This is a genomic window from Bradyrhizobium iriomotense (assembly GCF_018130765.1).
Lineage (GTDB): Bacteria > Pseudomonadota > Alphaproteobacteria > Rhizobiales > Xanthobacteraceae > Bradyrhizobium > Bradyrhizobium iriomotense_A.
The window spans coordinates 119,303-144,859 of the sequence record NZ_JAFCJZ010000014.1; the positions used below are offsets into that span (position 1 = coordinate 119,303).

Here is a 25,557-nt window from a genome sequence, read left to right on the forward strand (position 1 = left end):
TCGCGCAAACCTGTCTACTTGATGGCTGTCTACTTGGTGCCGAACATCCGGTCGCCGGCATCGCCCAGGCCCGGCACGATATAGCCGTGGTCGTTGAGACGTTCGTCGATCGCGGCGGTCCAGACCGGCACGTCGGGATGCTCGCTCTGGAACCGCGCGATGCCCTCAGGCGCGGCCAGAAGGCACACGAAGCGGATGTCGCGGGCGCCGCGCTCCTTGAGCAGGGACGCACCGGCGCAGGCCGAGTTGCCCGTCGCCAGCATCGGGTCCATCAGGATCACGGTGCGGTCGGACAGGTCCTGGGGCGCCTTGAAGTAGTATTCCACGGCCTGCAATGTTTCGGGGTCGCGGTAGAGCCCGATATGGGCGATGCGCGCCGAGGGCATCAGCGCCAGCATGCCGTCGAGGAAGCCGACGCCGGCGCGCAGGATCGGCGCCAGCGTGAGCTTCTTGCCGGCGATCTTCGGCGCCTGCATGGCCGCAATCGGTGTCTCGATCTCGACCAGCTCCAGCGGCAGGTCGCGCGTCACCTCGTAGCCGAGCAGCATCCCGATCTCGTTCAGGATCTCGCGAAAGCTCTTGGTCGAGCGGTCCTTCTCCCGCATCAGGGAGAGCTTGTGCTGGACCAGGGGGTGGGCGACGACGTTGACGCTGCTTGTGCTCATGAAACCGCTCTACACGGTTCCGTGAAATTGCGCCAGATCGGCCGCCCCTTTTCCGCGGGATACGGGCCTCAGGCTGGCATCGCGACCGCGCTGCGCGCCCGGTTGCTTGCCTCATAGGCAGCCATGGTCAATTCACGGTCGATCGCCGCCCGCATGGCGTCCATGGCCGGCTGGCGCAGGCGCATCTTGGCGGTTGCATGCGACGGCTTGTGGATCCCACGCAAGGCCGCGACGATCTCCCCGAGGGTGTTGTCGATGGCCTCCGGCGCAACCACGCGATCGAGGAAGCCTGCTGTCAGCGCATCGTCGGGCTCATACATCTCGCCCAGCGTGGCGGTGCGGCTGAGCCAGGCCGGATGCAGGCGGCTGCGCGCGAGCTCGATGGCGAAGCTCGGCGGCGCGATGCCGATCGCGACCTCGTTCAGACCCATGCGGTGCGGCCCCCGCGCGCCCAACCTGACGTCGCAGGCGAGCAGCAGGAAGGTCCCCATCGGAAAGGCATGGCCCTCCATCACGCCGACGGTCGGATGCGGAAACGCCATCAGCCGCAGCGCAAGCTCCGCGCCGGCCCGGACCATCTCGAGGCTCTTGGCGGCATCGCCCGAGGCGAACACTTTCAGGTCGAAGCCTGCGGAAAAGATGCCCGGCCGGGCCGAGCGCAGCACCACCATCCCGGCTTCCTTCTCGGCGCGGTCGAAGGCGGCGCCGATCTCGCCGAGCATCGCGGCCGACATCACATTGACCTTGTCGTCGTCGAGCCCGATCCGCGCCACGCCGTCGTTCAGCTCGTAGGTCACTCCCCTGGGCATCTGCCTCTCCTTGTCGTTGGTCATGCCTTGACTGTCGGAGGCTGATGTAGACCAATCAATATAATTTCTGACTGGAAGGAGAGCGTCATGCCGGCCGTGCCAAAGCACCGTCAGCCCATCATCAATGCCGCAGTGACGCTATTCCGCCGCCAGGGATATTCCCGCACCGGCCTCAACGACATCGTCGATGTCAGCGGCGCGCCGAAGGGCTCGCTCTATCATTACTTTCCGGATGGAAAATCCTCGATCGCAGTGGCGGCGGTCGAGGAGGCCGGCCGCCGCGTGGCGGAAACCGTTGCCAAGCTTGCGGAGGAGTGCGGTTCGACCGGCGAGCTCTTGCGCGCCCATGCCCGGCTGCTGGCGGGATGGATGCAGGGCTCCGGCTTTCGCAACGGCTGCCCGATCACGACCGTGCTGCTCGAGCTGGCGCCGCGCGAGCGCGCGGTCGCGGAGGCCGGCCGCAAGGCCTATGCGGCGCGGATCGCACTTCTCCGCGACAGGCTGATTGCGGACGGGTTTGCGAGGCCGCGGGCGGAGACGCTTGCCGTGCTTTGCACGTCGGCGCTTCAGGGGGCGCTGATCCAGGCCCGCGTCGAGCGCAGCGGCCGGCCGATCGAGGTCACGGCGGCGGAACTGGCGCGGCTGATCGAGGCGGAAGCGGAGAGGTGAGAATTATACCCCGAGCCCGCGCGCAATGAGCGTGATCACGATCATCAGGACCGCGCCCCAGACCAGGCTCAGCGTCATGGTCAGGATCGCCGTGGCGACCGCGTGCTCGAGATGTCCCTTGAGCAACTGCATGCTACTTGTCCGATGCCGTCGACGCGCCAATGCGCATGCCGAGCAGCAATGCGCCCATCAGCGCAACCAGGATGGCGATCTTGAGCTCGATCATGTCTTCAGCCTCGCGACCACGCGCGCGAGGAGCCGCCTGGCTCCGTCCGCGAGCACGATCAGCGGATTGCCGCGGTTCTCGACGTCGAGCTCGAAGGTCTCGGTGGGGAACACCAGCGCGCACCGTTGCGGCGCGCTCTGGCGGTTGGCGAAGTCCACCGCCGAGCTCTTGAACAGGAACAAGCCGCCGACACGTCCATTCGCTTCGCGCGCCACCCAGAGGCCGGCGCGGTTGCGCCCAATGAAGAAGGCGGGGATGGCGGCACTGACGACATCCGGATCGAGCGGCCTGAGCGCTGCCGCTTGCCTGGCGTCGGGTCGGCGACGGGAGGTCTGGAGGGCAATTGCGGCCATGGCGGCCTCTTCACACATCTGCAAGGTCATAGGGGCCTCCCTGCGGGTCAGCCGTGCATGTGCCAGACATAGATTGCGGTCTTCAGCGCGATCAGCGCAGTGAGCACGCTCCCCATCGAGAGCAGCGTCAGTGCGCCGAGGGCGAAACCTCTGAGCTGAGCCTTGCGCGCCTCGGAGATGCGCGCCGGACGCTCAGGCACGAAGGGGCGGTCAAGGCCATGTGTCAGGATCGACATTTTCTCAGTCCTTATCCGGTGCGGCGAAACGGCCGCTCCGATCTGTCTCGTATGATGGCCACCGCCGCGTATGATTGCGAGGTGACCACTGCAGCTGCGGTATAGGAAAGTCATAAAGGCGCCGGCGGTCGCGCCGGCAGTCCTTTGAAAAGGTTCGGGTCACGCTTCGGTTGCGGTTTGGATCGTGCCGGCTTCGATCGGGCGAGCCCGACGGCGGCGGCGAAGGCGAGCCGTAGCCGCGGCTCGTCGATCTGCTTGCAGAAGCAGTCCAGGGTCGCCTCTGCATCCTGCCGCTGGCCGCAGATGGCCGCGCAGAGATGGGAGCTGGTACGCCGGAAGAAGTGCAGCGAGTCCTCGCCGCAGCGCCGGCCGCCAAGACTGTCGAGCTCGGCCGCGAGCGCGACAACATTGAGCCGGTCGGAATCGCTTCGCGTCACGGCAAAGCGCAGCACGGCCAGCTGCCAGGCGCAGAGCAGCCTGTGATGGTCTTCGACTGATGAAGGCATGAAAGATCCGAACGACTGCGCGAGGGCTCAGGCGCCGACGCTGTCGATCAGCTCCTCGTCGGCGATTGCCGCGAAGGCGCGCACCACGTCCCTCTGTGCGGCCGCGTCCAACGGCACGAGCGGCAGCCTTGTCGCCGGCGACATCAGGCCCAGCACGCCGAGGGCGCTCTTGAGCGCGGCGGGACTGTCCTTGGCGAGACAGGTGATGAGAGGCATCAGGCGCTTGTGCAGGTAACGTGCCGATTGCAGGCGGCCTTGCCTGACCTGCGAGAAGATCGTGCGGCACAGATCGGGGGCGATGTTGGAGACTTCCGAGATCGCGCCGTCGCCGCCGCTTGCGATGGTGCCGAAGGCGGTGACGTCGTCGCCGGAGAGAAGGCGAAAGCCGGCCGGCAGCAGCCGGTTCAGGCGCATCGGACGGGTGATGTCGCCACTCCCATCGCGCAGGCCCACGAACCGGCGGGATTCGACGAGACGCAGCAGCGTTTCGTCGGCGAGCGGGCGCAGCGTGCGGCCGGGAACGTCGTGCAGGATCACGGGCAGGCCGATTGCGCCGGCGATGGCGCGGAAATGCGCGAGCATCCCCTCCTGCATCGGCTTGTTGTAGGCGGGCACCACCGCCATCACGGCGTCGGCGCCGACCGCTTCCGCACGGCGGGCAAGCTCGATGACCTGGCTCGTGGAATTCGACAGCGTGCCGGCAATGATCCGCACGCGGCCGCGGGCGACATCGACCGCAGTGCGGATGACGAGCTCCTGCTCGGCCGATGAGAGTGTCGGCGCCTCGCCGGCGGTCTCGCAAACCACGATCGCAGGCACACCTGCCGCGATCTGGCGTTCGCAGAGTGCGGCAAACGCCTTGAGATCGACAGCGTCAGCCGCGTCGAACGGCGTCGGCAGGTCCGGAATGAAGCCGGTGAACCAGGCTGAGGGTGGGATGAACATGGCTTTCCCGCGGAATGGCGCCGGCTCAGGCGGCGCGCTGCGAGACGATGATGTCGGGGCGCTTGCCCATGTCGAGCTCGAGCTCGCGTGGCAGCTCGACGATGGTCTCGGGATGCTGCCCGTTCTCGAACAGCGCGTATTTGACGGCCTGGGCGCGGCTGACGAACAGGCCGCCATAGAGGCCGTTCTGCTCCTGCGCGACCCATTGTCCCCGGCGGTTGCGGCCGATGAAGACGATGGTCGAAAGGGAGCTGCACGAGGGAGGTTCGACGCGTTTCATTGATGTATTCCTTCCGATTGACGGCGGTGGCGGGCGCGAGCCCGCAACCGTTCGATCAATATCTGTTCAAGCGAATATGATTTCGAGTGAGGCGCTGCGGCGATCTCATAGGAAGCTCATAAAGCTTCCTGTTCAGCCTTGCGCGCTGACAAGCTGAACCAGCGCGAACAGCGCGCCGAACGCGGCGCATTCGTCCCAATGATTGAGGACGCCGCCGAACAGCTGCTCGCGCCTGAGAAGCGCGACGGTGGCGCAGAGGATGATCGACATCCAGAGCAGGGTGACGAGGCTGCGGCCGAAGCCGATGCTGCTGAACGCCGCAAAGGCGCCGAGCAGGACGACGCGCACGGCAAAGCGCGTGATCACCCGCGCCGGGCTCAGGGCCCGCGATGTCTTCGAAGATTGCGGCAAGGTGCGAACCTGTCCGGCTGGCTTAGCTGAAGTTCTCGCAGGCAACCGGCTCGTAGAGCGAATCCGGGGCAGGGCGCACGGTGGGAACGCTTGGCCGCGAGGCCTCAACGGCCAACGCCTGGACCTCGATGAACGCCGACAGCAAGGCGAGCGCGAGGTCGGCATGGTGCGCCTCGACCGCCGCGTCCAGCCAGTCCGGCAATTCGCGTTCCCGCGAGAGCGCGCAGTGCCATTCACCCTCGTCATAGGCGATGCGGCGCACCTGCCACAGTGGCAGCTCAAGCTCCATCAGCGCCAGCGCGGCATCGGTCCAGGCCTCCGCATCGATCAGCCGCGTGATGCGCGCTGTGCGCTCGCTCTGGCCGAGGGAGGGGAAGCGCCGGCAGCCATGCACGATGTCGAGCATCAACGGCCGCGTCATTGCCTGCGCGTGATGAAGGCGCGCACTGAGCGATGGTGGATCGTTGTGGTGGAGAGTGGCGGTCATGTCAGGCCTCCTGGAATTGGCGTCGGTCAGTCGGCCGGCCTCTCCAAGATGGCTGGAACGGCATTTGAAAACGAGATGAGGAGGGGGCGAGAGATATAAGGATTTCATAAATGCACGGGCGCTGCCGGATAGGACGCGCACCTAGCGCCCATGTCCGACTGTCGTTTTTGTGAAACGCCCGCAGTTCTTGGAGGCAGGCGTTTATGGAAGACCGGGGCGACGGTCCGCCATAACTATCGGGAACGAAGGCGATGCTGGATCGGCATCGCTGAGCTGCCAGTCCCGAGCCAACATCTGGAGTGCCTTGCTGGTGCCATCCGGTCGCCCTCAACCACGGGCCGGTCTTTATGGGATTCCTATAATGTTGCCATAGGGCTCATCTCGAAAACCTATGCGCGTGATGGCACCTCAGCGCAGTGAAAGTTCCGGCCGATAGCCGGAGACATGCATTGCATCGGCGCGGAGCGATCGGCCGGAATCCAGAGGCAGTTATGCCGGATATCGTCGCGCAACGAGGAGAACTCTCCATGATGGACATTCTGATGCTGGCGCTGGGCTTCGTCTTCTTCGCCCTTGCGATCGGCTACACCTATGCCTGCGAACGGCTGTGAGGGAGGGGACCATGATCTTCGATTATGCGCTCGCCGGCGTCGTCTCATTCGGCCTCCTGATCTACCTCACCTACGCGCTGCTGCGGCCCGAGCGGTTCTGAGCCGTGCTGCTGCTTGCCGAATTGCTGCTGGCGGACGCCGCGCTCGTCGCCGGCCTGCTTGCGCTACTTCTCCCGCTCCTGCGCCGGACACAAAGTCTGAAGGGGTAATGCTATGACTATGATCGGTTGGCTCCATATCATCCTATATTGTGCCATCATCGTCGCGCTGACCAAGCCGCTCGGCTGGTACATGACGCGCGTTTTCAACGGCGAGCGGACGTTCCTGTCGCCGGTGCTGCGTCCCATCGAGGCCGGCGTCTACTGGATCTCCGGCGTCGACGGGAAACGCGAGCAGCATTGGCTGACCTATACGGTCGCCATGCTGCTGTTCCATGTCGGCGGCTTTCTCATCATTTACGCCCTGATGCGGCTTCAGGCCGTGCTCCCGTTCAACCCGGCCGGGCAATCCGCGGTCTCGGAAGATCTCTCCTTCAACACCGCGATCTCCTTCGTGACCAACACCAACTGGCAGAACTACGGCGGCGAGAGCACGCTGTCCTATCTCGTGCAGATGGTCGGGCTCACGCACCAGAATTTCCTGTCGTCGGCGACCGGCATCGCGCTCGCGGTCGCCCTGATCCGCGGCTTCTCGCGGGCTTCGATGCGCACGGTCGGTAATTTCTGGGTCGACGTCACCCGCACCACGCTCTACGTGCTGCTGCCGATCTGCGTCGTCTACACGCTGTTCCTGGTCTGGCAGGGTATTCCGCAGACGCTTGGGCCGTATGTCGAGGCGACGACGCTCGAAGGCGCCAAGCAGACCATCGCGGTCGGCCCGGTCGCCTCGCAGGTCGCGATCAAGATGTTAGGGACCAATGGCGGCGGCTTCTTCAATGCCAATGCCGCGCATCCTTTCGAGAACCCGACCGCACTGTCGAACTTCGTTCAGATGCTGTCGATCTTCGCGATCGGCGCCGCGCTGACCAACGTGTTCGGCCGCATGGTCGGCAATCAGCGTCAGGGCTGGGCGATCCTCGCCGTCATGGGCGTGCTGTTCATCGTCGGCGTCGGCATCACCTATTGGGCGGAAGCGAGCGGCACGGAGACGATGCATGCGCTCGGCCTCGTCGGCGGCAACATGGAGGGCAAGGAGGTCCGCTTCGGCATCGTCGCATCCTCGCTGTTCGCCGTGATCACCACAGCCGCGTCCTGCGGCGCGGTCAACGCCATGCATGACAGCTTCACTGCGCTCGGCGGCATGATCCCGCTGATCAACATCCAGCTCGGCGAGGTCATCATCGGCGGCGTTGGCGCCGGCCTCTATGGCATGCTGCTGTTCGTCGTGCTCGCGATCTTCGTCGCGGGCCTGATGGTCGGCCGCACGCCGGAATATATCGGCAAGAAGATCGAGGCGCGCGAGGTCAAGATGGCGATGCTCGCGATCCTGGTGCTGCCGCTGATGTATCTCGGCTGGACCGCGGTCGCCGTGGTCTACCCGACGGCGGTCGCCTCGATGGCGAATGCCGGGCCGCACGGCTTCACCGAGGTGCTCTATGCTTTCACCTCGCAGACCGGCAACAACGGCTCAGCGTTCGGCGGCCTCACCGGCAACATCCCCTTCTACAACCTCACCGGTGCGTCCGCGATGTTCGTCGGCCGCTTCTTCATGATCATTCCGGCGATGGCGATCGCGGGCTCGCTCGCGGCCAAGAAGTCCATCCCGCCGTCGGCGGGCACGTTCCCGACCACCGGCGGGCTGTTCGTCGGCCTCGTCATCGGCGTGATCCTGATCATCGGCGGCCTGACCTTCTTCCCGGCGCTCGCGCTCGGCCCGATCGTCGAGCAGCTCGCGATGAACGCCGGCCAAGTGTTCTGACTCTGACTGTTTGGAGTGACCTCCATGGATACGATGAAACTGCAAAAACGTGCGCCGATGTCGGCGATGCTCGATCCGAGGATCGTGCTGCCCGCGATCCGCGCGTCGTTCACCAAGCTCGACCCGCGGCTGATGGTGAAGAACCCAGTGATGTTCGTGGTCGAGATCGTGGCCGCGCTCACCACCGTGATCTTCCTGCGCGACATCGTCACGGGCGGAGCGAGCCTCGGCTTCACCTTCCAGATCATCCTCTGGCTCTGGTTCACGGTGCTGTTCGCCAATTTCGCTGAAGCGGTGGCGGAAGGCCGCGGCAAGGCGCAGGCCGAATCGCTGCGCAAGACCCGCACCGAGAGCCAGGCCAAGCTCCTGACCGGCGCCGGCCAGGCCTTCAAGCTGGTCCCGGGCACGAGCCTGAAGGTCGGCGATATCGTGCTGGTCGAGGCCGGCGATACCATTCCCTCCGACGGCGAGGTGATCGAAGGTGTTGCCTCCGTCAACGAGGCCGCCATCACCGGCGAGTCCGCGCCCGTGATCCGTGAATCCGGCGGCGACCGCTCGGCAGTGACCGGCGGCACGCAGGTGCTGTCCGACTGGATCCGCGTCCGCATCACCGCTGCGCAAGGCTCGACCTTCATCGATCGCATGATCAAGCTGGTCGAAGGCGCTGAGCGTCAGAAGACGCCGAACGAGATCGCGCTCAACATCCTGCTCGCCGGCCTCACCATCATCTTCGTGTTCGCCACCGTGACCATCCCGAGCTACGCGGCCTATGCCGGCGGCTCGATCTCGGTGATCGTGCTGGTCGCGCTGTTCGTGACGCTGATCCCGACCACGATCGGCGCGCTCTTGTCGGCGATCGGTATCGCCGGCATGGACCGCCTGGTGCGCTTCAACGTGCTCGCCATGTCCGGCCGCGCGGTCGAAGCCGCCGGCGACGTCGACACGCTGCTGCTCGACAAGACCGGCACCATCACGCTCGGCAACCGGCAGGCGACGGCCTTCCGTCCCGTGCGCGGCGTCACCGAGCAGGAGCTGGCGGACGCCGCCCAGCTCGCCTCGCTCGCCGACGAGACCCCGGAAGGCCGCTCCATCGTCGTGCTGGCGAAGGAGAAGTATGGCATCCGCGGTCGCGACATGGCCGAGTTAGGCGCCACCTTCATCCCGTTCATGGCGCAGACCCGCATGAGCGGCGTCGATGCCGGCGGCTCGTCGGTGCGCAAGGGCGCGGTCGATGCCATGCTGAACTATGTCGGCGGCGGCGCGCCGCTGGCGATTGCTTCGGGCAACGCGGCGCGGGCGCTACAGCCTGGGGCGCTGTCCGAGCTCGGACGCGAGATCCAGGCCATTGCCGACGAGATCTCGAAGGCCGGCGGCACGCCGCTTGCGGTCGCGAAAGACGGCAAGCTGCTCGGCGTCATCCAGCTCAAGGACATCGTCAAGGGCGGCATCCGCGAGCGCTTCGCCGAACTGCGCCGCATGGGCATCCGCACCATCATGATCACCGGCGACAATCCGATGACGGCCGCCGCGATCGCGGCCGAGGCCGGCGTCGACGACTTCCTGGCGCAGGCAACCCCCGAGGACAAGCTCAAGCTGATCCGCGACGAGCAGGCCAAGGGCAAGCTGGTGGCCATGTGCGGCGACGGCACCAATGACGCGCCGGCGCTGGCGCAGGCCGATGTCGGCGTTGCCATGAACACCGGCACGCAAGCCGCGCGCGAAGCCGGTAACATGGTCGATCTCGACTCCAACCCGACCAAGCTGATTGAGGTGGTCGAGATCGGCAAGCAGCTCTTGATGACGCGCGGCGCGCTGACGACGTTCTCGATCGCCAACGACGTCGCCAAGTACTTTGCCATCATCCCGGCGATGTTTTTGGCGTTCTACCCCCAGCTCAACGTGCTCAACGTCATGAACCTGTCGAGCCCGCAGAGCGCCATCCTGTCGGCGATCATCTTCAACGCGCTGATTATCATTGCGCTGATCCCGCTCGCGCTGAAGGGCGTCGCCTATCGCGCCGTCGGCGCCGGCGCGCTGCTCCGCCGCAACCTCTTGATCTACGGGCTTGGCGGGATCGTCATTCCCTTCATCGGCATCAAGGCGATCGACCTCGTCGTGACCGCCTTGCACCTGGCTTGATCGCCATCGCGCGGGACGCGCGGCGCCCCGCACGATGACGAAGACTTAGGAGACGTAACATGCTCAGAGAAATCCGCCCCGCCATCGTCCTGCTGCTGGCGCTTACCGCCGTCACCGGCGTGGCCTACCCGCTCGCCATGACCGGCATTGCCGGCGCGCTGTTTCCCGCCCAGGCCCAGGGCAGCCTGATCGAGAAGGACGGCAAGGTGATTGGCTCCGCCCTGATCGGGCAGGAGTTCAAGGACGACAAGTACTTCCATGGCCGCCCCTCGGCGACGGTTGCGCCGGACCCCAATGATTCGACCAAGACGGTGCCGGCGCCCTACAACGCAGCCAATTCGGGTGGCTCCAATCTCGGCCCGGCCAGCAAGGCACTGGCCGACCGGCTGAAGGAGGATGTGGACAAGCTGAAAGCCGAGAATCCGAATGCGCCGGTGCCGGTCGACCTGGTCACCACCTCGGCCAGCGGCCTCGACCCCGACATTTCGCCGGAGGCCGCGGAATTCCAGGTGCCGCGCGTTGCCAAGGCCCGGAATATGCCGCAGGACGCTGTGAAGCAGATCGTGGCTGCCAACGTCCAGGGCCGCTTGTTCGGCCTGCTGGGCGAACCCCGCGTTAACGTACTGGCGCTGAACCTCGCGCTGGATCGCGCTGCAGCCAAGTAGCGGTCTAGGCTCGCGGTGCGCAGATGATTATATTGACAACATGGTCCGAGAGCGCCGCGATCCCGAACAACGTCCGTCTCCCGAGGCGCTGCTGGAAGCTGCGCGCCGGGAGGAAAGCGCGAGCGGCAAGCTGAAGATCTTCGTCGGCGCCGCGCCCGGCGTCGGCAAGACCTACGAGATGCTGCAGAGCGCCCACGCCAGGCGCAAGGCCGGCATCGACGTCGTGGTCGGCTTCGTCGAGACCCATGGCCGCGCCGAGACCGAGGCGCTGGTGCGTGGCCTCGAAGTGGTCCCGCGCAAAAGGCTGGATTACCGCGGCCAGACGGTCGAGGAGATGGACCTCGACGCCGTGATCGCGCGGCGGCCGCAGATCGCGCTGGTCGACGAGCTCGCCCACACCAACGCGGCGGGCGGCCGCCATCCCAAACGTTATCTCGACGTCGAGGAGCTGCTGTCCCACGGCATCGACGTCTACACCGCCGTCAACATCCAGCACATCGAGAGCCTGAATGACGTCGTCGCCCAGATCACCCATGTGCGGGTGCGCGAGACCGTGCCGGATTCGGTGTTCGACCGCGCCGACGCCATCGAGCTGATCGACCTCACGCCTGATGATCTGATCCAGCGGCTGAGGGAGGGCAAGGTCTACGTCCCCAAACAGGCCGAGCGGGCGCTGGAGCATTATTTCTCGCCCGGCAATCTGACCGCGCTGCGCGAGCTCGCGCTGCGGCGGACGGCCGAGCGGGTCGACGAGCAGCTGCTCAACCACATGCAGGCGAATGCGATCGCCGGCCCCTGGGCCGCGGGCGAGCGCATCCTGGTCTGTGTCAGCGAGGATCCGCGTGCCGCCGGGCTCGTGCGCTATACCAAGCGGCTGGCCGACCGGTTGCATGCGCCGTTCACCGCGATCTCGATCGAGACGCGGCGCTCGCTGCAATTGTCCGACGAGGAGCGCGACCGGCTGGCCGATACGCTGCGGCTCGCGGAGGCGCTGGGCGGCGAGGCACTGACCATTCCCGCCGTCGGCCGCCGTATCGCCGACGACGTCATCAACTTCGCGCATGGCAACAACGTCACCCAGATCGTGATCGGCAAATCGACCCGCTCGCGCTGGTTCGAGATGACGCGCGGCTCGGTCGTGCATGATCTGGTGCGCCGCGCGGGCAACATCAGCGTTCACGTCATCCCCGGCGACGAGCTCACCGGAGAGGCGGCGCCGAAGACGGCGGTGCAGACCGCCGCGCGATCCGAGCCGTTCGAGGCCCGGCCTTATCTCAAGGCGCTCGGGATCACGGCGCTTGGCCTTGCGGCCGCGATGCTCATCAAGCCGTATTTCGGTGTCGAGAACGTCGACCTGATGTTCCTCACCGCGGTGGTGGCCGTTGCCGTGCGCTATGGTCTGTGGCCGTCACTGCTTGCGAGCGTCGCGGCGTCGCTGGCCTACAACTTCTTCTTCCTTCCGCCGGTCTACACGTTCACCATCACGGACCCGACGAACGTCGCGGCATTCTTCTTTTTCATGCTGATTGCGTTCGTGGTGTCGAACGTTGCGGGACGCGTGCGCACGCAGGCCGACACCGCGATCGGTCGCATCAGGACCACCGAACAGCTCTATGCTTTCAGCCGGAAGCTCGCCGGCACCGCTACGCTCGACGACGTGTTGTGGGCGAGCGCCTACCAGATCGCACTGATGCTGAAGGTCCGTGTGGTGTTGCTGCTGCCGGAGGATGGCCTGCTCACGGTGAAATCCGGCTATCCGCCGGAGGACCAGCTCGATCAGGCCGATCTCGCCGCTGCCAACTGGGCCTGGAGCAATGATCGCTCCGCCGGCCGCGGCTCGGACACGCTGCCCGGCGCAAAGCGGCTGTTCCTGCCGATGCGCACCGGGCGCGGCCCGATCGGCGTCATCGGCATCGACAACGACCGCACCGGCCCGCTGCTGACGCCGGATCAGCGCCGGCTGCTGGATGCGCTGGTCGACCAGGGCGCGCTCGCGATCGAGCGCGTGCTGCTGGTCGAGGACATGGATCGCGTCAAGCGCACCGTCGAATCCGAGCGGCTGCGCTCGGCGCTCTTGACCTCGATCTCACATGATTTGAAGACGCCGCTCGCTTCCGTGCTGGGTGCGGCCTCGACCATGCGCGATCTCGCGGGTGCCTTGTCCGACACCGAGAAGCGCGACCTGCTCGCCACCGTGATCGACGAATCCGAGCGGCTCAACCGCTTCATCGCCAATCTCCTCGACATGACAAAGCTCGAGTCCGGTGCCATCGTGCCCAACACGGCCTTGCACGATCTCGGCGAGATCATCGGCAGCGCGCTGCGCCGCGCCAGCAAGATCCTGACCGCGCACAAGGTCGAGCTGGTGCTGGCCGCCGATCTGCCGATGCTGCAGCTGGATGCCGTGCTGTTCGAGCAGGTGCTGTTCAACCTGCTCGACAATGCGGCGAAATATTCGCCGCCCGACACCACCATCTCGATCCGAAGCCGGCGCGAGCGGGATCAAGTGGTGATGGAGGTCGCCGACGAAGGCGACGGCATTCCGCCCCACGAGCTCGAGAGCGTGTTCGACAAGTTCTACCGCGCGCAGAAGGGCGATCATGTCCGTCCCGGCACGGGCCTCGGGCTCGCCATCTCACGCGGCTTCATTGAGGCGATGCGCGGCACGATTTCGGCCGCCAACCGCAATGACCGGAGTGGCGCGATCCTCACCATCCGTCTGCCGGTTCCCGCCCAGACCAACGCATTGGATACCGCCGCATGAGTGCCGCCGCGATCAAGGTCCTGGTCATCGACGACGAGCCGCCGATCCGCAAATTGTTGCGGATGGGACTGACGACGCAGGGCTATGAGATATTGGAAGCACCGAACGGCAAGTCGGCGCTGGAAAAGCTCGCTGAAGGGCCCGCGCTGATCATCCTCGATCTTGGCCTGCCCGACATCCAGGGCCACGAGTTGCTGCGCACCATCCGGGCCCGCAACGAGGCCGTGCCGATCGTGGTGCTGTCGAGCCGGGGCGACGAGGCCGGCAAGGTGCAGGCCCTCGATCTCGGCGCCGACGATTACCTGACAAAACCGTTCGGCATGGACGAGCTCCTGGCGCGCCTGCGCGCCGCGCTGCGGCACCAGCTCCAGGTCCAGGGCGAGCGCCCGGTGTTCCGCACCGGCGATCTCTCGGTCGATCTCGTCCGCCGCATCGTCAAGGTCGGCGAGCGCGACGTCAAACTGTCGCCGAAGGAATATGACCTCCTGCGCGTGCTGGTGCAGCACGCCGGCAAGGTGCTGACCCATCGGTTCTTGTTGAAGGAGCTGTGGGACGAGCTGACGGACGCGCAATACTTACGCGTCTATGTCCGCCAGCTCCGCCAGAAGATCGAGGCCGATCCCGAGCGTCCGCAATATGTGCTGACCGAGACGGGGATCGGATACCGGCTGAAGGCGGGGGATTAGGCCCCGCTGTCATTCCGGGACGCGCCCCTTGGCGCGGGCCCGGAATCCATTTCTCCGCTCGTCACGCTTGGCATGATGGATTCCGGGCTCGATGCTTCGCATCGCCCCGGAATGACGAGCTACCCCGCCTTCCGATGCCTCGCCGCGGCCCGGTGCGTCTTTCGCGAGCTGCGCTGCCGCCCCGTCGCCCTGCGCGCATGCGACTTCGCCGACGTTTTCCCGCCGCGCCCCTTCAGGCTCTGCTTCAACGCGTCCATCAGGCTGACGACGTTGCTCGGGCGCTCCTCTGGCTCGGGCAATTCGATCTTCTTGCCGCTGGCCTTGCGCTTCACCAGTGCCTTCAGCGCGTTCTCGTACTCGTCCTTGAATTCGCCGGGGTCGAAATGCGCGGCCTTGGTGTGCAGGATGTGGCTGGCGAGCTCGACCATGTCCTTGGTGATCTTGGGGCTCTTGATTCCGTCGAAGAACTGGTCCTCGTCGCGGAGCTCATAGGGGTAGCGCAGCGTGGTGCCGAGCAGGCCCTTGCCGAGCGGCTCGATCGCGATGATGTGCTCGCGGTTGGTGAGCACGATCTTGGCGAGCGCCACGCGATCCTGATCCTTCATGGCATCGCGGATCACCGCGAAAGCGTCGGCCGCGGCCTTGCCGTCGGGCGCGATGTAATAGGGATGGTTGAGATAGCGCTGGTCGATTTCCTCGCTCGGCACAAAACTCTCGATGTCGATGGTGTGATTGCTCTCGATCTGTACAGCCTCGAGCTCCTCTGGCTCGATCTCCACATATTTGCCCTTGCGCAGCTCGTAACCACGTCCCTTCTGGTCGCTCTCGACGATGTCGCCGGTCTCGGCATCGACCATCTGCTGCTTGAGACGGTTGCCGGTCTCGCGGTTAATCATGTGAAAGCGGGTCTTCTCGGCCGCTGTCGTCGCGGGATAGAGCACGACGGGGCAGCTGACCAGCGACAGCTTCAGCGTTCCCTTCCAATAGGCACGGGGGGCCATTCCATTCTCCAGCGTTTTCAAGGTGTTTTGGAACCCCAACCTCGCGATCGGGTTTTGGTTCCGGGTGGGACTTTTGCCGTGATAGGCTCGAACGCCGAAAGAGAAGCGGGACCGGTCGTGCTGCGAAAACTCTCCACCTACCGACAGAAGCGTGACTTCGAGAAGACGCCCGAGCCATCCGGCAAGACCGCGGTGGCGCCGTCGCAACAGCGGCGCTTCGTGATCCAGAAGCACGATGCGACCCGGTTGCATTACGATCTCAGGCTCGAATTCGACGGCGTCTTCAAGTCCTGGGCCATCACGAAAGGGCCCTCGCTCGATCCCCACGACAAGCGCCTGGCGGTCGAGGTCGAAGACCATCCGCTCGACTATGGCGATTTCGAAGGCACGATTCCGGAAGGCGAGTATGGCGGCGGCACGGTGATGCTGTGGGACCGCGGCACGTGGGAGGCGGAAGATCCGGAAGCCGGCTTCAGGAAGGGCGACCTCAAGTTCGCCCTCCATGGCGACAAGCTGCATGGCAGCTGGGTGCTGGTGCGCATGCGCAACCGCGGCGGCGAAAAACGCACCAACTGGCTGCTCATCAAGCATCGCGACGACTATGCCCGCGAAGGCAAGGCCAATGACATCCTCGACGAGGACACCTCGGTCGCCTCCGGCCGCGCGATGGAGCAGATCGCCGAAGGCAAGGGCCGCGCGCCAAAGCCGTTCATGCTGGCGAAGGGCGCCAACGCCAACGCCAAGGCGGATGCGGTGTGGCAGTCCAATCGGACCGAGGAGACGAAGGGGAGGACCGTCAAGCCGGCGCCGCGCGCGGCGCTGAAGACCCGCAAGGCCGGACAGAAGACGACGACGGCCACGAATGCCAGGAAGATCTCGGCGATGCCGGACTTCGTCGCGCCGCAGCTCTGCACGCCGGTTGAGCGGCCGCCGGCCGGCGCGGGCTGGTGCCACGAGATCAAGTTCGACGGCTACCGCGTGCAGCTCCGGGTCGAGGACGGCGAGGCGACGTTGAAGACGCGCAAGGGGCTGGACTGGACCGACAAGTTCGCGGCGATCGCCAAGGAGGCGGGTGCACTGCCGGACGCCATGATCGACGGCGAGATCGTCGCGCTCGATCACAACGGCGCGCCGAATTTCTCCTCGCTGCAGGCCGCACTGTCGGACGGCAAGACCGGGGATCTCATCTTCTTTGCCTTCGATCTCCTGTTCGTCGAAGGCCTCGATTACCGCCGGCTGCCGCTCGGCGAGCGCAAGGCGCGGCTCAAGGAATTGCTGGAAGCGCGCAAGCGCAAGTCGGCCCAGATCCGCTATGTCGAACATTTCGAGAGCGGCGGCGACGCGGTGTTACAGTCGGCCTGCAAGCTCGAGCTGGAAGGGGTGGTGTCGAAGAAGATGGACGCACCCTATCGCTCCGGCCGCACCGAGAGTTGGACCAAGGCCAAATGCCGCGCCGGCCATGAGGTCGTGATCGGGGGCTACAAGACCACCAACGGCAAATTCCGCTCGCTGATGGCCGGCGTGCATCGCGGTGATCATCTCGCCTTTGTCGGCATGGTCGGCACCGGCTTCGGCGCCGACAAGGTCAAGCGCATCATGCCGTCGCTGAAGGAGGTGTCGTCGAACGAAAGCCCCTTCGGCGGCAAGAATGCTCCGAAGAAGACGCGCGACGTGCACTGGCTGAAGCCGGAGCTGGTCGCCGAGATTGAATTTGCCGGCTTCACCGCCGACGGCAATATCCGCCAGGCCGCGTTCAAGGGCTTGCGGCAGGACAAGCCGGCCGAGGAGGTCGAGGCCGAGACACCTGTCGATACCGAACTCGCAAAGCCCGCGGCCCGGAAGCGCGCCGTGCCGAAGACGGGCAGGAAGGACGCCGGCACCGCAGAGGTGATGGGCGTCGTCATCTCCAAGCCGGACAAGGAGCTGTGGCCGGATGGTGGCGACGGCGAAGGTGTCACGAAACTCGATCTCGCGCGCTATTTTGAGGCGGTCGGCTCCTGGATGATCGAGCATATCAAGGGAAGGCCCTGTTCGATCCTGCGCGCGCCCGATGGCATCGGCGGCGAAAAGTTCTTCCAGCGGCATGCGATGCAGGGCACGTCGAACCTGCTCGAACTCGCAAGGGTCTCCGGCGATCGCAAGCCGTATTTGCAGATCGATCGCGTCGAGGGGCTTGCGGCGGTGGCGCAGATCGGTGGTGTCGAACTGCATCCCTGGAATTGCGCGCCGGATGCCTATGACACGCCGGGGCGGCTGGTGTTCGATCTCGATCCCGCGCCGGACGTCGATTTTACCGACGTCGTCGAGGCGGCCAAGGAGATGCGGCAGCGGCTCGCCGCTGTCGGCATGGAGAGCTTTTGCAAGACCACCGGCGGCAAGGGCCTGCACGTCGTGGTGCCGCTGCTCCACGGTGCGCGCGACAAGGTGAGCTGGAAGGAGGCCAAGGCGTTTGCGCAAGGAATCTGCCAGTGGATGGCCGATGACGACCCCGAACGCTATCTGCTCAACATGTCGAAGAAGCTGCGCAACGGAAAGATCTTCCTGGACTATCTGCGCAACGATCGGCTCTCGACGGCGGTCGCCCCGCTGTCGCCCCGCGCGCGCGACGGCGCAACCGTATCGATGCCCGTGACCTGGGCGCAGGTGAAGGGCGATCTCGACCCGAAGAAATACACGGTGAGGACGGTGCCGGGCTTGCTGACGCGTTCGAAGGCGTGGGAGGGATATGACGATGCGGCGGCGTCGATCAAGGCGGCTATGAAGAAGCTGGCGGGGAAAAAGAAGTAGGGTGGGTTAGCGAAGCGTAACCCACCTCTTCTGTTGCCGTGGAGGCAGAAGTGGTGGGTTACGCCAGCGGACTGCGCTTCGCGCAGCCGCGTGCTAACCCACCCTACAACTGATCGCTAGATCCGTCCCATCAGCAGCAGGATCAGCAGGATGACGATGACGAGCCCGAGGCCGCCGCCGCCGTAATAGCCGGTGCCGTAGAACGGGCCGCCGCCGATGCCGCTGAAGCCGCCGAGCAGGGCGATGACCAGAATGATCAGAATGATCGTGCCGATTGACATGCGAGTCTCCTCCAGCCCTTTTTTGAAAGGGTCGTTTGCACCTGTCCCGTGTGCGAGGGCAACTTGCCGTAGGTTTTATAGTTCCGTTGTTGAAACACGGCTGACGGATCATCTTGCATGGAACCTTTATGGTCGCAGCCGGCATCACTAAGTGAGGATCAAGCAGCACGGGGCAGAGCCATGTCAGCACCGCTTGTCGTTTCCATTCCGCATCGTCTCGGCCGCGAGGAGGCGGTGCGCCGACTTAAGTCCGGGCTTGGCCGCGCGGCCGCCAGCATTCCCGTGCTGCAGGTCGAGGAGGAGCGCTGGAGCGGCGACAGCATGAATTTCCGCATCCGCGCACTCGGGCAGATCGCGACCGGTCAGGTCGACGTCGCCGACGATCACGTCAAGGTTCAGGTGGTCTTGCCGTGGCTGTTGCAGCGCTTTGCCGAGATGGCGCAGGCGACCATCAAGAAGCGCGGACAGTTGCTGCTGACCAAGGACGACGGAAAGTGAGTTTCAGGCGCGGGCGCGCTGCAGCGCAGGCCTGATGGGGCTCGCTGCGCGGGCCGCAATGACAGCCGCCGGAAGATCGTGGAAAGCCTGTGCGATCGGCAGGGCCTTGCCCGCAAGCCCCGCCGCTGCATAGCCCGTGATATCGACGGTCGCATCGAAGCCTTCGATTGCGGGCCATTGCCGGCCCGCTTGCGTGAACGGCGCAAACTGGCGTCCGACGATGACGATCGCCGCAGTGCGACCGCGGCGACGGGCGAACGCGATGACGTGCTCGGCATGCGTGCCGCGCACCTCCAGCTTCTGGTAGTCGCCTTGCGCGAAAACATCGGCGAGCTCGTTGCGCCGCCGGAGCAGCTGCCGCGTCCAGGCAAGCTTGAGCCGGCCGTCCGGCCAGGCCCTGGTCAGGGCGGTCCAGTCCGGTGTTTTCAATAACGTCAGCGCCGTATCGCGCGCGGCAAAATCCACGGGGCGGCGGTTGTCGGGATCGACCAGCGACAAGTCCCAGAATTCGGTGCCCTGGTAGAAGTCGGGCACGCCCGGCAGCGTCGCCTTGAGCGTGAGCTGGCTCAGCGAGTTCAACGCACCGAGCAGGGCGAGACGGCGGGCCAGGGATTGCAGCGCCTCCAGGAATTCGCCTGACAGCGCGGGATCGAGGATCTTCCCGATGAAGCTCCTGACGCCACTCTCATAGGCCTCGTGCGGGTTGAGCCAGCTCGTCTCCTCCTTGCCTTCGCGCGCGGCCTTGAGCGCATAGGCCTGGATGCGCTCGACGAAATTGGCATCGAGCGACCCCTGCAGCGGCCAGGCGCCGAGCAGGGTCTGGTACAGCATGTATTCGAATGTCGCCGACGGCGCGCGCAGATGGCCGTGGAGCGCGAGATGCGGCGCATTCAGGACCTTCCAGCGCGACACCGCGCTGGTCCATTCGCCGGGAATTTCGCTGAGTGCCGCAATCCGGGCGCGGGCGTCCTCGCCGCGCTTGGTGTCGTGGGTGGCGGTCGCCGTCATCCCTTGCGGCCACTCCCTGGCGCGCGCCCGCATCGCCTCGTGGAAGGCGGAAACGGTGAGGCCGGTGCTGGCGGGATCGCCGCCGACCTCGTTCAGCGCCAGCAGCCGGTGGAACTGGTAGAACGCGGTGTCCTCCAGCGACTTTGCCATCATCGGCCCGGTGAACTGCTGCACCTTCAGCGCGAAGCGGCGCACGCGCGGCGTGCTGTGCGGAGGCCGGCCGGGCTTGAGCAGATCCATGGTCAGGGCATCGCGCAGGAAGTCGAAGATGCCTTCGTCCGCGGCGAACCATTCGGCGCGGGCGCGCGCGATGGTGTCCTCGATCAGCTTGCGGTCATGCGCGGTCGCCCCGGCCGTGGTCAGATAGGTGCGATAGACCGGGAAATGCAGCACGTAGAGCTCGAGCGCCTGCCGCAGGCTGTCGGCCGAGAAGTCGCGCGTCGAGTAATGCCCATTGGCGATGCGCGCGAGCAGGCGCGTCAGCACGGTGAATTCGCTGGTCAGCAGCGTCTCCAGCACGCGCCGCTTGGCCTCCTTGACGTAAGGCGCAAGCCGTGGCGGCCGGTTGCTGATCTGGCGCCAGGTCTCGTCCAGCGCCTCGAGCCCCTTAGGCTCGACCAGCACCTGCGTGATGACGTTCATCCACTCGTAGCCGGTGGTGCCTTGGACGCCGGCGAAATGCGGCAGGCGCTCGTGCTCGCACAGGATCTTCTCGATCACCGTATAGAACGGCTTTGTCTTGCCCTGCGCATCGCGCACCAGCCGCCGCAGCCGCTGGCAATATTGCGCAGGATCGCGCAGCCCGTCGATGTGATCGAGGCGGATGCCCTGCAATCTGCCGTCGGCGACAAGCTGCTTCACCAGCCGGTGCGTGGCGGCGAACGTGCCTGGGTCCTCGACGCGCAGGCCCGCCAGCCCGTTGACGTCGAAGAAGCGGCGATAATTGATGTCGCTGGAGGCAAGCCGCCAGTGTCCGAGCTTGTAGTTCTGGCGCTCCAGCAGGTGATGCAGCGCCAGCGTCTGCGCGTGACGATCCCTGGCGGCACGATAGGCGGCAAGACCGCGGCTGATGATGTCGGCGGCGCCCGCGATCTCCTTGAGCTCGGTCTTGAAGGCCGGCGCTTCCTTGCGATTGGGGCGGCGCAATCCCATGTAGCGCGCCGCAAGCGCAAGCAGACGCCTGCCGGCCTCTGTCTCGGCGGTGTCCGCCTCCTTCACGATCACGCGCAGGATTTCACCATAGCGCTCGGGCGCGATCGGCAAGCGATGCTCGAAATACCAGGCGGAAAAGCTTCCCTCATCGACATCGTAGCGCAGCTCGATCTCGCCGCGCTCGAGTGCCTCGCCATAGGACGAGCCGAGGATCGGCAGCAGCACGCCGCCGCGGGCGCGGTGGGGCAAGAGGTCCCAGTCGATATCGAAGGCGACGGCGTGCGGCGAGGCCTGGCCCCATTCCAGCACGTCGAGCCACCAGGGATTGTCGGCAAAATGCACGCCGACATGGTTGGGCACGAAGTCGATGATGAGACCGAGGTCGTGCTTGACTAGCGCTTCGCTCAGCCGCGCAAAACCGGCTTCGCCGCCGAGCTCGGGACTGAGCTGGCTGTGATCGACGGTGTCGTAGCCATGCGTCGAGCCCTTGCGCGCCTTCATCACCGGCGAAGCGTAAAGATGCGTGATTCCCAGCGCCTTGAGATAGGGCACCACCGCAGTGGCCTTGTCGAAGCCGAAATCCGCAGTGAGCTGGAGCCGGTAAGTCGCGACAGGAATGGCGGGAGGCATGTCAACCTCCGAGGCGCCAGACCACCGACCAGGGCGGAAGCCGATCGCCGGCCGCGCCGCCCCAGATCGGCGTGCCGGTGCTGACGGTGGAAGTGATCTCGTGATCCGACAGATTGGCGACGAGGCGCAACGTCGTGCCGTCGCCCATCCGCCAATGTGCGCTGAGCAGGCCATTGTCGGCTGCCTCGGCATCACCGAAGCTCGCGCCCTTGAGCCGCGGCATGATTTCCTTACGGCGAAGCGCGAGCAGCTCCCGCACCAGCGCCATCCGCGCCTCCTGCTCCGGCGTGCGGCCGGTCCAGTCGAGCACAGCCGTTTCGAGTGTTGCCGGATCGAGCGGGTCGGGCACCTCGTCGCCGTATTTCTCATAGGCCCAGCCATATTCCTGCTTGCGGCCTTTGCGCACCGCATCGGCAAGGCCGCCCTGGAAATCGCAGAAGAACGGGAAGGGGACCTTCGAGCCCCATTCCTCGCCCTGAAACAGCATCGGCACCATCGGCGCGAGCAGGGTCACTGCGAGCGCCGCCTCGATCTGCTGCGGCGATGCCAGGCTCTCGAGCCGTTCGCCGAGCGGGCGATTGCCGATCTGGTCGTGGTTCTGCAGGAAATTGACGAAGGTTGCGGGCGGCAGCTTGCCGCTCGGCTCGCCGCGCGGCTTCTTGCCCCAGAACTCCGAGATCTCGCCCTGGTAGACGAAGCCCGAGGCCAGCGCGCGCGCGAGGTCCATGCGCGGGGTCTGGTAGTCGCCGTAGTATCCGGCGAGTTCGCCGGTCAGCATCACATGCCAGACGTGATGATAGTCGTCGTTCCACTGTCCCCGATATTTTCCGTTCGGCGGCTCCTGTGCGGCATCGAGCAGGCTGGCGCGGTTGTCGCCGTTCTCCAGCACGAGATGGATGTGCCGTCCCGTGGCCCTGGCAAGCTCCCCGGCGGCGACGCTGAGGTCCTGCAGCATCGACTGCTCGCCAGGGACAGCCATGATGTGGTTGGCGGCATCCAGCCGCAGTCCGTCGAAGCGGTAGTCGGTCAGCCAGGACAGCGCGTTCTCGACCGCAAAGGCGCGCACCTGCGGCACGCGGTAGTCGATCGCGCTGCCCCAGGGCGTATGCGCATCGGTGAAGAAGGTCGGCGCATAGCGGCCGAGATAATTCCCCTCCGGGCCGAAATGATTGTAGACGACGTCGAGGAACACCATCAGCCCGCGCAGATGGGCCTCGTCGATCAGCGTCTTCAGATCTTCGGGACGGCCATAGGCGCTGTCGGGCGCATACCACAGCACGCCGTCATAACCCCAGCCGCGGCGTCCGGCGAAATCGGCCAGCGGCATCAATTCCAGCGCAGTGATTCCAATCGCTGCGAGATGATCGAGCTTGTCGATCATGGCGCGGTAGGTGCCTTCGCCCGTGAAGGTGCCGACATGGGTCTCGATCAGCACCGTTTCTTCCCAGGGCCGGCCGCGCCAATCCTGCGCGCGCCAGGCGAACGCGTCGTGATCGATCACCTCGCTCGGGCCGAAGACGTCTTCTGGCTGAAAAGCCGAGGCCGGATCGGGCACGTCGATCTCGTCGTCGATCCTGAATTTGTAGCGGCTGCCAGTGGTGAGGCCGACAATCTCGGCCACGTACCAGCCATCCTGCCGGCGCTGCATCGCGTGCCTGCGGTCGAGCAGGAGATCGACGCGGCGCGCGCCGGGCGCCCACAGCCGGAACGACACGCCGTCTTTCGTTGGCCGCGCCCCGAAGGATGGCCTCATGGCGCCCCCGCGAAGGCGAGCACGGAGCGCGGCGGCGCCTTGCTGTCGCTCCCGGACGGGAAGTCGATGGTGTTCAGCTTGGCATCGGTCGTGTTCAGGATCTGCTGCCAGCTCTTGTATTCGGACATTTTGGGCAATTTGAATGCGATCTCTTCGGGCGCAGCGTTCAGGACGATAAAGATCGCGGCGCTGCCGGGTTCCATCGGCCCCATCACATAGGAGAGAAACCGCCCATCCGGGAATGTCCAGTCGCTCTCCGTCATCTCGTTGCCCTCAGGCGTCAGCCACAGTGCGCCGTAGGAGACACCGTCCTTGGGACGGCCGTCGAGCCAGCGATGGCTGCGAAGCTGCGAGAAGCGGCGGCGGATGTCGGCGAGGCCTGAGACGAAATCGACCATGTCCTCGCCCTCCTTGCCGAGATTGTCCCAGCCGACCCAGCCGACCTCGTTGTCCTGGCAATAGGCGTTGTTGTTGCCGGACTGCGAATTGCCGACCTCGTCGCCGGCGAGGATCAGCGGGACGCCCTGCGCCAGTATCAGGCAGGCCAGCACGTTCCTGCGAAGCTGCCGGCGCAGGGCGAGGATATTCGGATCGTCGGTCGGTCCCTCGACACCGCAATTGTTGCTGTGGTTGTCGTTGGAGCCGTCGCGATTGTCCTCGCCATTGGCCTCGTTGTGCTTCTCGTTATAGCTGAAGAGGTCGGCGAGCGTGAAACCGTCATGCACCGTGATGTGGTTGATGCTGGCGCGCGGCCGCCGTCCGTCGTGATTGAACAGATCGGAGGACGCCGTCATGCGGCTGGAGATGTCGCCGATCAGGCTGCCTTCGCCGCTCCAGTAACGGCGCATGGCGCTGCGATAGCGGTCGTTCCACTCCGACCATTGCGAGGGAAATGCGCCGACCTGGTAGCCGCCGAGGCCGAGGTCCCAGGGCTCGGCGACGAGCTTCACGGCGGCCAGCACCGGATCCTGCCGGATCGCGGTCAGAAACGAGATGCCGCGATCAAATCCGTTCGGCCCGCGCGCGAGCGTGGTGGCGAGATCGAAGCGGAAGCCGTCGACATGGCAGACCTCGACCCAGTAGCGCAAGGAGTCCATCACCATCTGCAACACACGCGGATGGGTGAGGTTCACCGACGAGCCGCAGCCGGTGAAGTCGTCGTAGTAGCGCGGGTTCTCGCGGTTGAGCCAGTAATAGGAGGCATTGTCGATGCCGCGATAGCACAGCGTCGGGCCGAGGTGGTTGCCTTCGGCGGTGTGGTTATAGACGACGTCGAGCATCACCTCGATGCCGGCATCGTGCAGGCGCGCGACCGTGGTGCGGAAGGAATCCAGCGCATTGTCCTGGGCGTAGCGCGGCTCCGGCGCGAAGAAGGACAGCGAGTTGTAGCCCCAGTAATTGACGAGCTTCTTTTCGACCAGGATGCGGTCGTCGACGAAGCTGTGGATCGGCAGCAGCTCGATCGTGGTGACGCCGAGCTTCTTCAGGTGCTCGATCATCGCCGGCGAGGACAGGCCGCCGTAGGTGCCACGGAGGTTCGGCGGCACGTCGTCGCGCTTCTGCGTCAGGCCCTTGACGTGAGCTTCGTAGATGATCGTGTCTTCCCAGGGAATGTTCGGCCGGATCTCGCGCCGGCCCCAGTTGAAGGTCTCGTCGACCACGACGGCCTTGGGCATGCCGCGCGCGTTGTCGCGCCGGTCGAACGACAGGTCCTCGCGCGGCGAGCCGGTGCGGTAGGCGAAATGCGCATCGCTCCAGACCAGCCGGCCCGCGAGCCGCTTCGCATAGGGGTCGAGCAGCAGCTTGTTGGCATTGAAGCGATGGCCGTGCTCGGGCTCGTACGGGCCGTGCACCCGATAACCGTAGAGCTGGCCGGGCGAGACGTCGTTGAGATAGCCGTGCCAGACGTCCTCGGTCTTTTCGGGCAGTTCGACGCGTTCGAGCTCGCGGCGGCCTTGCGTGTCGAACAGGCAGAGCTCGACCTTCTGCGCGTTGGCGGAGAACAGCGCAAAATTGGTGCCGCGTCCGTCCCAGCTTGCGCCGAGGCGTGCGGGCGATCCGGCGGTCAGGCGCATCGG

Annotated in this window: 24 protein-coding genes; 9 read left to right on the forward strand and 15 right to left on the reverse strand. The window is 65.5% G+C overall.

What is annotated here, in order from left to right; genetic code table 11:
• Positions 1-29: 29 nt before the first annotated feature.
• Together upp and JQ635_RS23655 are read right to left on the reverse strand one after the other, a co-directional pair.
• Positions 30-665 carry a uracil phosphoribosyltransferase gene (gene upp / locus JQ635_RS23650; protein ID WP_211412187.1) on the reverse strand — a complete coding sequence of 212 codons (636 nt, stop codon included), beginning with the start codon at positions 663-665 and terminating at the stop codon, positions 30-32.
• 68 nt (positions 666-733) lie between these two features.
• The gene (locus JQ635_RS23655) at positions 734-1,474 is read right to left on the reverse strand and encodes a crotonase/enoyl-CoA hydratase family protein (RefSeq protein WP_211412188.1); all 741 of its coding nucleotides are present in this window, start codon (positions 1,472-1,474) and stop codon (positions 734-736) included.
• An 87-nt stretch (positions 1,475-1,561) separates the two neighbouring features.
• On the opposite strand from JQ635_RS23655, the gene JQ635_RS23660 reads away from it, so the two are divergent.
• Positions 1,562-2,143 carry a TetR/AcrR family transcriptional regulator gene (locus tag JQ635_RS23660; protein WP_211412189.1) on the forward strand — a complete coding sequence of 194 codons (582 nt, stop codon included), beginning with the start codon at positions 1,562-1,564 and terminating at the stop codon, positions 2,141-2,143.
• A gap of 3 nt (positions 2,144-2,146) precedes the next feature.
• Here JQ635_RS23660 and JQ635_RS39235 read toward each other — a convergent pair whose 3' ends face one another.
• The 8 genes from JQ635_RS39235 to JQ635_RS23695 form a co-directional block, all read right to left on the reverse strand.
• The gene (locus tag JQ635_RS39235) at positions 2,147-2,275 is read right to left on the reverse strand and encodes a hypothetical protein (protein ID WP_283826897.1); all 129 of its coding nucleotides are present in this window, start codon (positions 2,273-2,275) and stop codon (positions 2,147-2,149) included.
• A gap of 90 nt (positions 2,276-2,365) precedes the next feature.
• Positions 2,366-2,752, reverse strand: coding sequence for a hypothetical protein (locus JQ635_RS23665; protein WP_211412190.1), 387 nt, complete (start codon positions 2,750-2,752; stop codon positions 2,366-2,368).
• Positions 2,753-2,769: 17 nt separating this feature from the next.
• Positions 2,770-2,958 carry a hypothetical protein gene (locus tag JQ635_RS23670; RefSeq protein WP_211412191.1) on the reverse strand — a complete coding sequence of 63 codons (189 nt, stop codon included), beginning with the start codon at positions 2,956-2,958 and terminating at the stop codon, positions 2,770-2,772.
• Positions 2,959-3,068: 110 nt separating this feature from the next.
• Positions 3,069-3,464 carry a hypothetical protein gene (locus tag JQ635_RS23675; protein ID WP_211412192.1) on the reverse strand — a complete coding sequence of 132 codons (396 nt, stop codon included), beginning with the start codon at positions 3,462-3,464 and terminating at the stop codon, positions 3,069-3,071.
• A 27-nt stretch (positions 3,465-3,491) separates the two neighbouring features.
• Positions 3,492-4,409, reverse strand: a complete 918-nt coding sequence (gene dapA / locus JQ635_RS23680) for a 4-hydroxy-tetrahydrodipicolinate synthase (protein WP_211412193.1) — start codon at positions 4,407-4,409, stop codon at positions 3,492-3,494.
• A 25-nt stretch (positions 4,410-4,434) separates the two neighbouring features.
• Positions 4,435-4,689: a hypothetical protein gene (locus JQ635_RS23685; RefSeq protein WP_211412194.1), complete on the reverse strand. Its 255-nt coding sequence runs from the start codon at positions 4,687-4,689 to the stop codon at positions 4,435-4,437.
• Between the two features lie 132 nt (positions 4,690-4,821).
• Positions 4,822-5,100 carry a hypothetical protein gene (locus JQ635_RS23690; RefSeq protein WP_211412195.1) on the reverse strand — a complete coding sequence of 93 codons (279 nt, stop codon included), beginning with the start codon at positions 5,098-5,100 and terminating at the stop codon, positions 4,822-4,824.
• A 22-nt stretch (positions 5,101-5,122) separates the two neighbouring features.
• A complete protein-coding gene (locus JQ635_RS23695) occupies positions 5,123-5,587 on the reverse strand; it encodes a hypothetical protein (RefSeq protein ID WP_211412196.1) in 465 nt (154 codons plus the stop codon).
• A gap of 622 nt (positions 5,588-6,209) precedes the next feature.
• Here JQ635_RS23695 and JQ635_RS23700 point away from each other — a divergent pair.
• The 6 genes from JQ635_RS23700 to JQ635_RS23725 all read left to right on the forward strand — a co-directional run bounded on the left by JQ635_RS23700 (position 6,210) and on the right by JQ635_RS23725 (position 14,369).
• The gene (locus tag JQ635_RS23700) at positions 6,210-6,299 is read left to right on the forward strand and encodes a K(+)-transporting ATPase subunit F (RefSeq protein ID WP_211412197.1); all 90 of its coding nucleotides are present in this window, start codon (positions 6,210-6,212) and stop codon (positions 6,297-6,299) included.
• Positions 6,300-6,411: 112 nt separating this feature from the next.
• Positions 6,412-8,115 carry a potassium-transporting ATPase subunit KdpA gene (kdpA, locus tag JQ635_RS23705; protein WP_211412198.1) on the forward strand — a complete coding sequence of 568 codons (1,704 nt, stop codon included), beginning with the start codon at positions 6,412-6,414 and terminating at the stop codon, positions 8,113-8,115.
• Between the two features lie 24 nt (positions 8,116-8,139).
• Positions 8,140-10,254, forward strand: a complete 2,115-nt coding sequence (gene kdpB, locus JQ635_RS23710) for a potassium-transporting ATPase subunit KdpB (RefSeq protein WP_211412199.1) — start codon at positions 8,140-8,142, stop codon at positions 10,252-10,254.
• Positions 10,255-10,313: 59 nt separating this feature from the next.
• Positions 10,314-10,919 carry a K(+)-transporting ATPase subunit C gene (locus tag JQ635_RS23715; protein ID WP_211412200.1) on the forward strand — a complete coding sequence of 202 codons (606 nt, stop codon included), beginning with the start codon at positions 10,314-10,316 and terminating at the stop codon, positions 10,917-10,919.
• A 40-nt stretch (positions 10,920-10,959) separates the two neighbouring features.
• On the forward strand, positions 10,960-13,683 hold the full coding sequence (locus JQ635_RS23720; protein WP_211412201.1) for a sensor histidine kinase: 2,724 nt from the start codon (positions 10,960-10,962) through the stop codon (positions 13,681-13,683).
• The gene (locus tag JQ635_RS23725) at positions 13,680-14,369 is read left to right on the forward strand and encodes a response regulator (protein WP_211412202.1); all 690 of its coding nucleotides are present in this window, start codon (positions 13,680-13,682) and stop codon (positions 14,367-14,369) included. The genes JQ635_RS23720 and JQ635_RS23725 overlap by 4 nt, the downstream gene beginning before the upstream one ends.
• Positions 14,370-14,488: 119 nt before the next feature.
• Here JQ635_RS23725 and JQ635_RS23730 read toward each other — a convergent pair whose 3' ends face one another.
• Positions 14,489-15,370, reverse strand: coding sequence for a Ku protein (locus tag JQ635_RS23730; RefSeq protein WP_211412203.1), 882 nt, complete (start codon positions 15,368-15,370; stop codon positions 14,489-14,491).
• Positions 15,371-15,487: 117 nt separating this feature from the next.
• On the opposite strand from JQ635_RS23730, the gene ligD reads away from it, so the two are divergent.
• Positions 15,488-18,157 carry a DNA ligase D gene (gene ligD, locus JQ635_RS23735; RefSeq protein WP_211412280.1) on the forward strand — a complete coding sequence of 890 codons (2,670 nt, stop codon included), beginning with the start codon at positions 15,488-15,490 and terminating at the stop codon, positions 18,155-18,157.
• A 116-nt stretch (positions 18,158-18,273) separates the two neighbouring features.
• Here the strand turns inward: ligD and JQ635_RS23740 are convergent, their stop codons facing one another.
• A complete protein-coding gene (locus JQ635_RS23740; RefSeq protein ID WP_018318514.1) occupies positions 18,274-18,438 on the reverse strand; it encodes a DUF3309 family protein in 165 nt (54 codons plus the stop codon).
• Positions 18,439-18,618: 180 nt separating this feature from the next.
• Here JQ635_RS23740 and JQ635_RS23745 point away from each other — a divergent pair, with 180 nt between their 5' ends.
• Positions 18,619-18,936, forward strand: a complete 318-nt coding sequence (locus tag JQ635_RS23745) for a polyhydroxyalkanoic acid system family protein (RefSeq protein WP_211404892.1) — start codon at positions 18,619-18,621, stop codon at positions 18,934-18,936.
• Positions 18,937-18,939: 3 nt separating this feature from the next.
• Here the strand turns inward: JQ635_RS23745 and treY are convergent, their stop codons facing one another.
• From treY to glgX, 3 genes are read right to left on the reverse strand one after another with little or no spacing between them, the layout of a single operon-like run.
• Positions 18,940-21,726, reverse strand: coding sequence for a malto-oligosyltrehalose synthase (treY, locus tag JQ635_RS23750; protein ID WP_211412204.1), 2,787 nt, complete (start codon positions 21,724-21,726; stop codon positions 18,940-18,942).
• Position 21,727: 1 nt separating this feature from the next.
• Positions 21,728-23,479 (reverse strand): malto-oligosyltrehalose trehalohydrolase, encoded by a 1,752-nt coding sequence (gene treZ / locus JQ635_RS23755; RefSeq protein ID WP_211412205.1) that lies wholly within the window; start codon positions 23,477-23,479, stop codon positions 21,728-21,730.
• Positions 23,476-25,554, reverse strand: coding sequence for a glycogen debranching protein GlgX (gene glgX, locus JQ635_RS23760; protein WP_211412206.1), 2,079 nt, complete (start codon positions 25,552-25,554; stop codon positions 23,476-23,478). The genes treZ and glgX overlap by 4 nt, the downstream gene beginning before the upstream one ends.
• Positions 25,555-25,557: the final 3 nt, after the last annotated feature.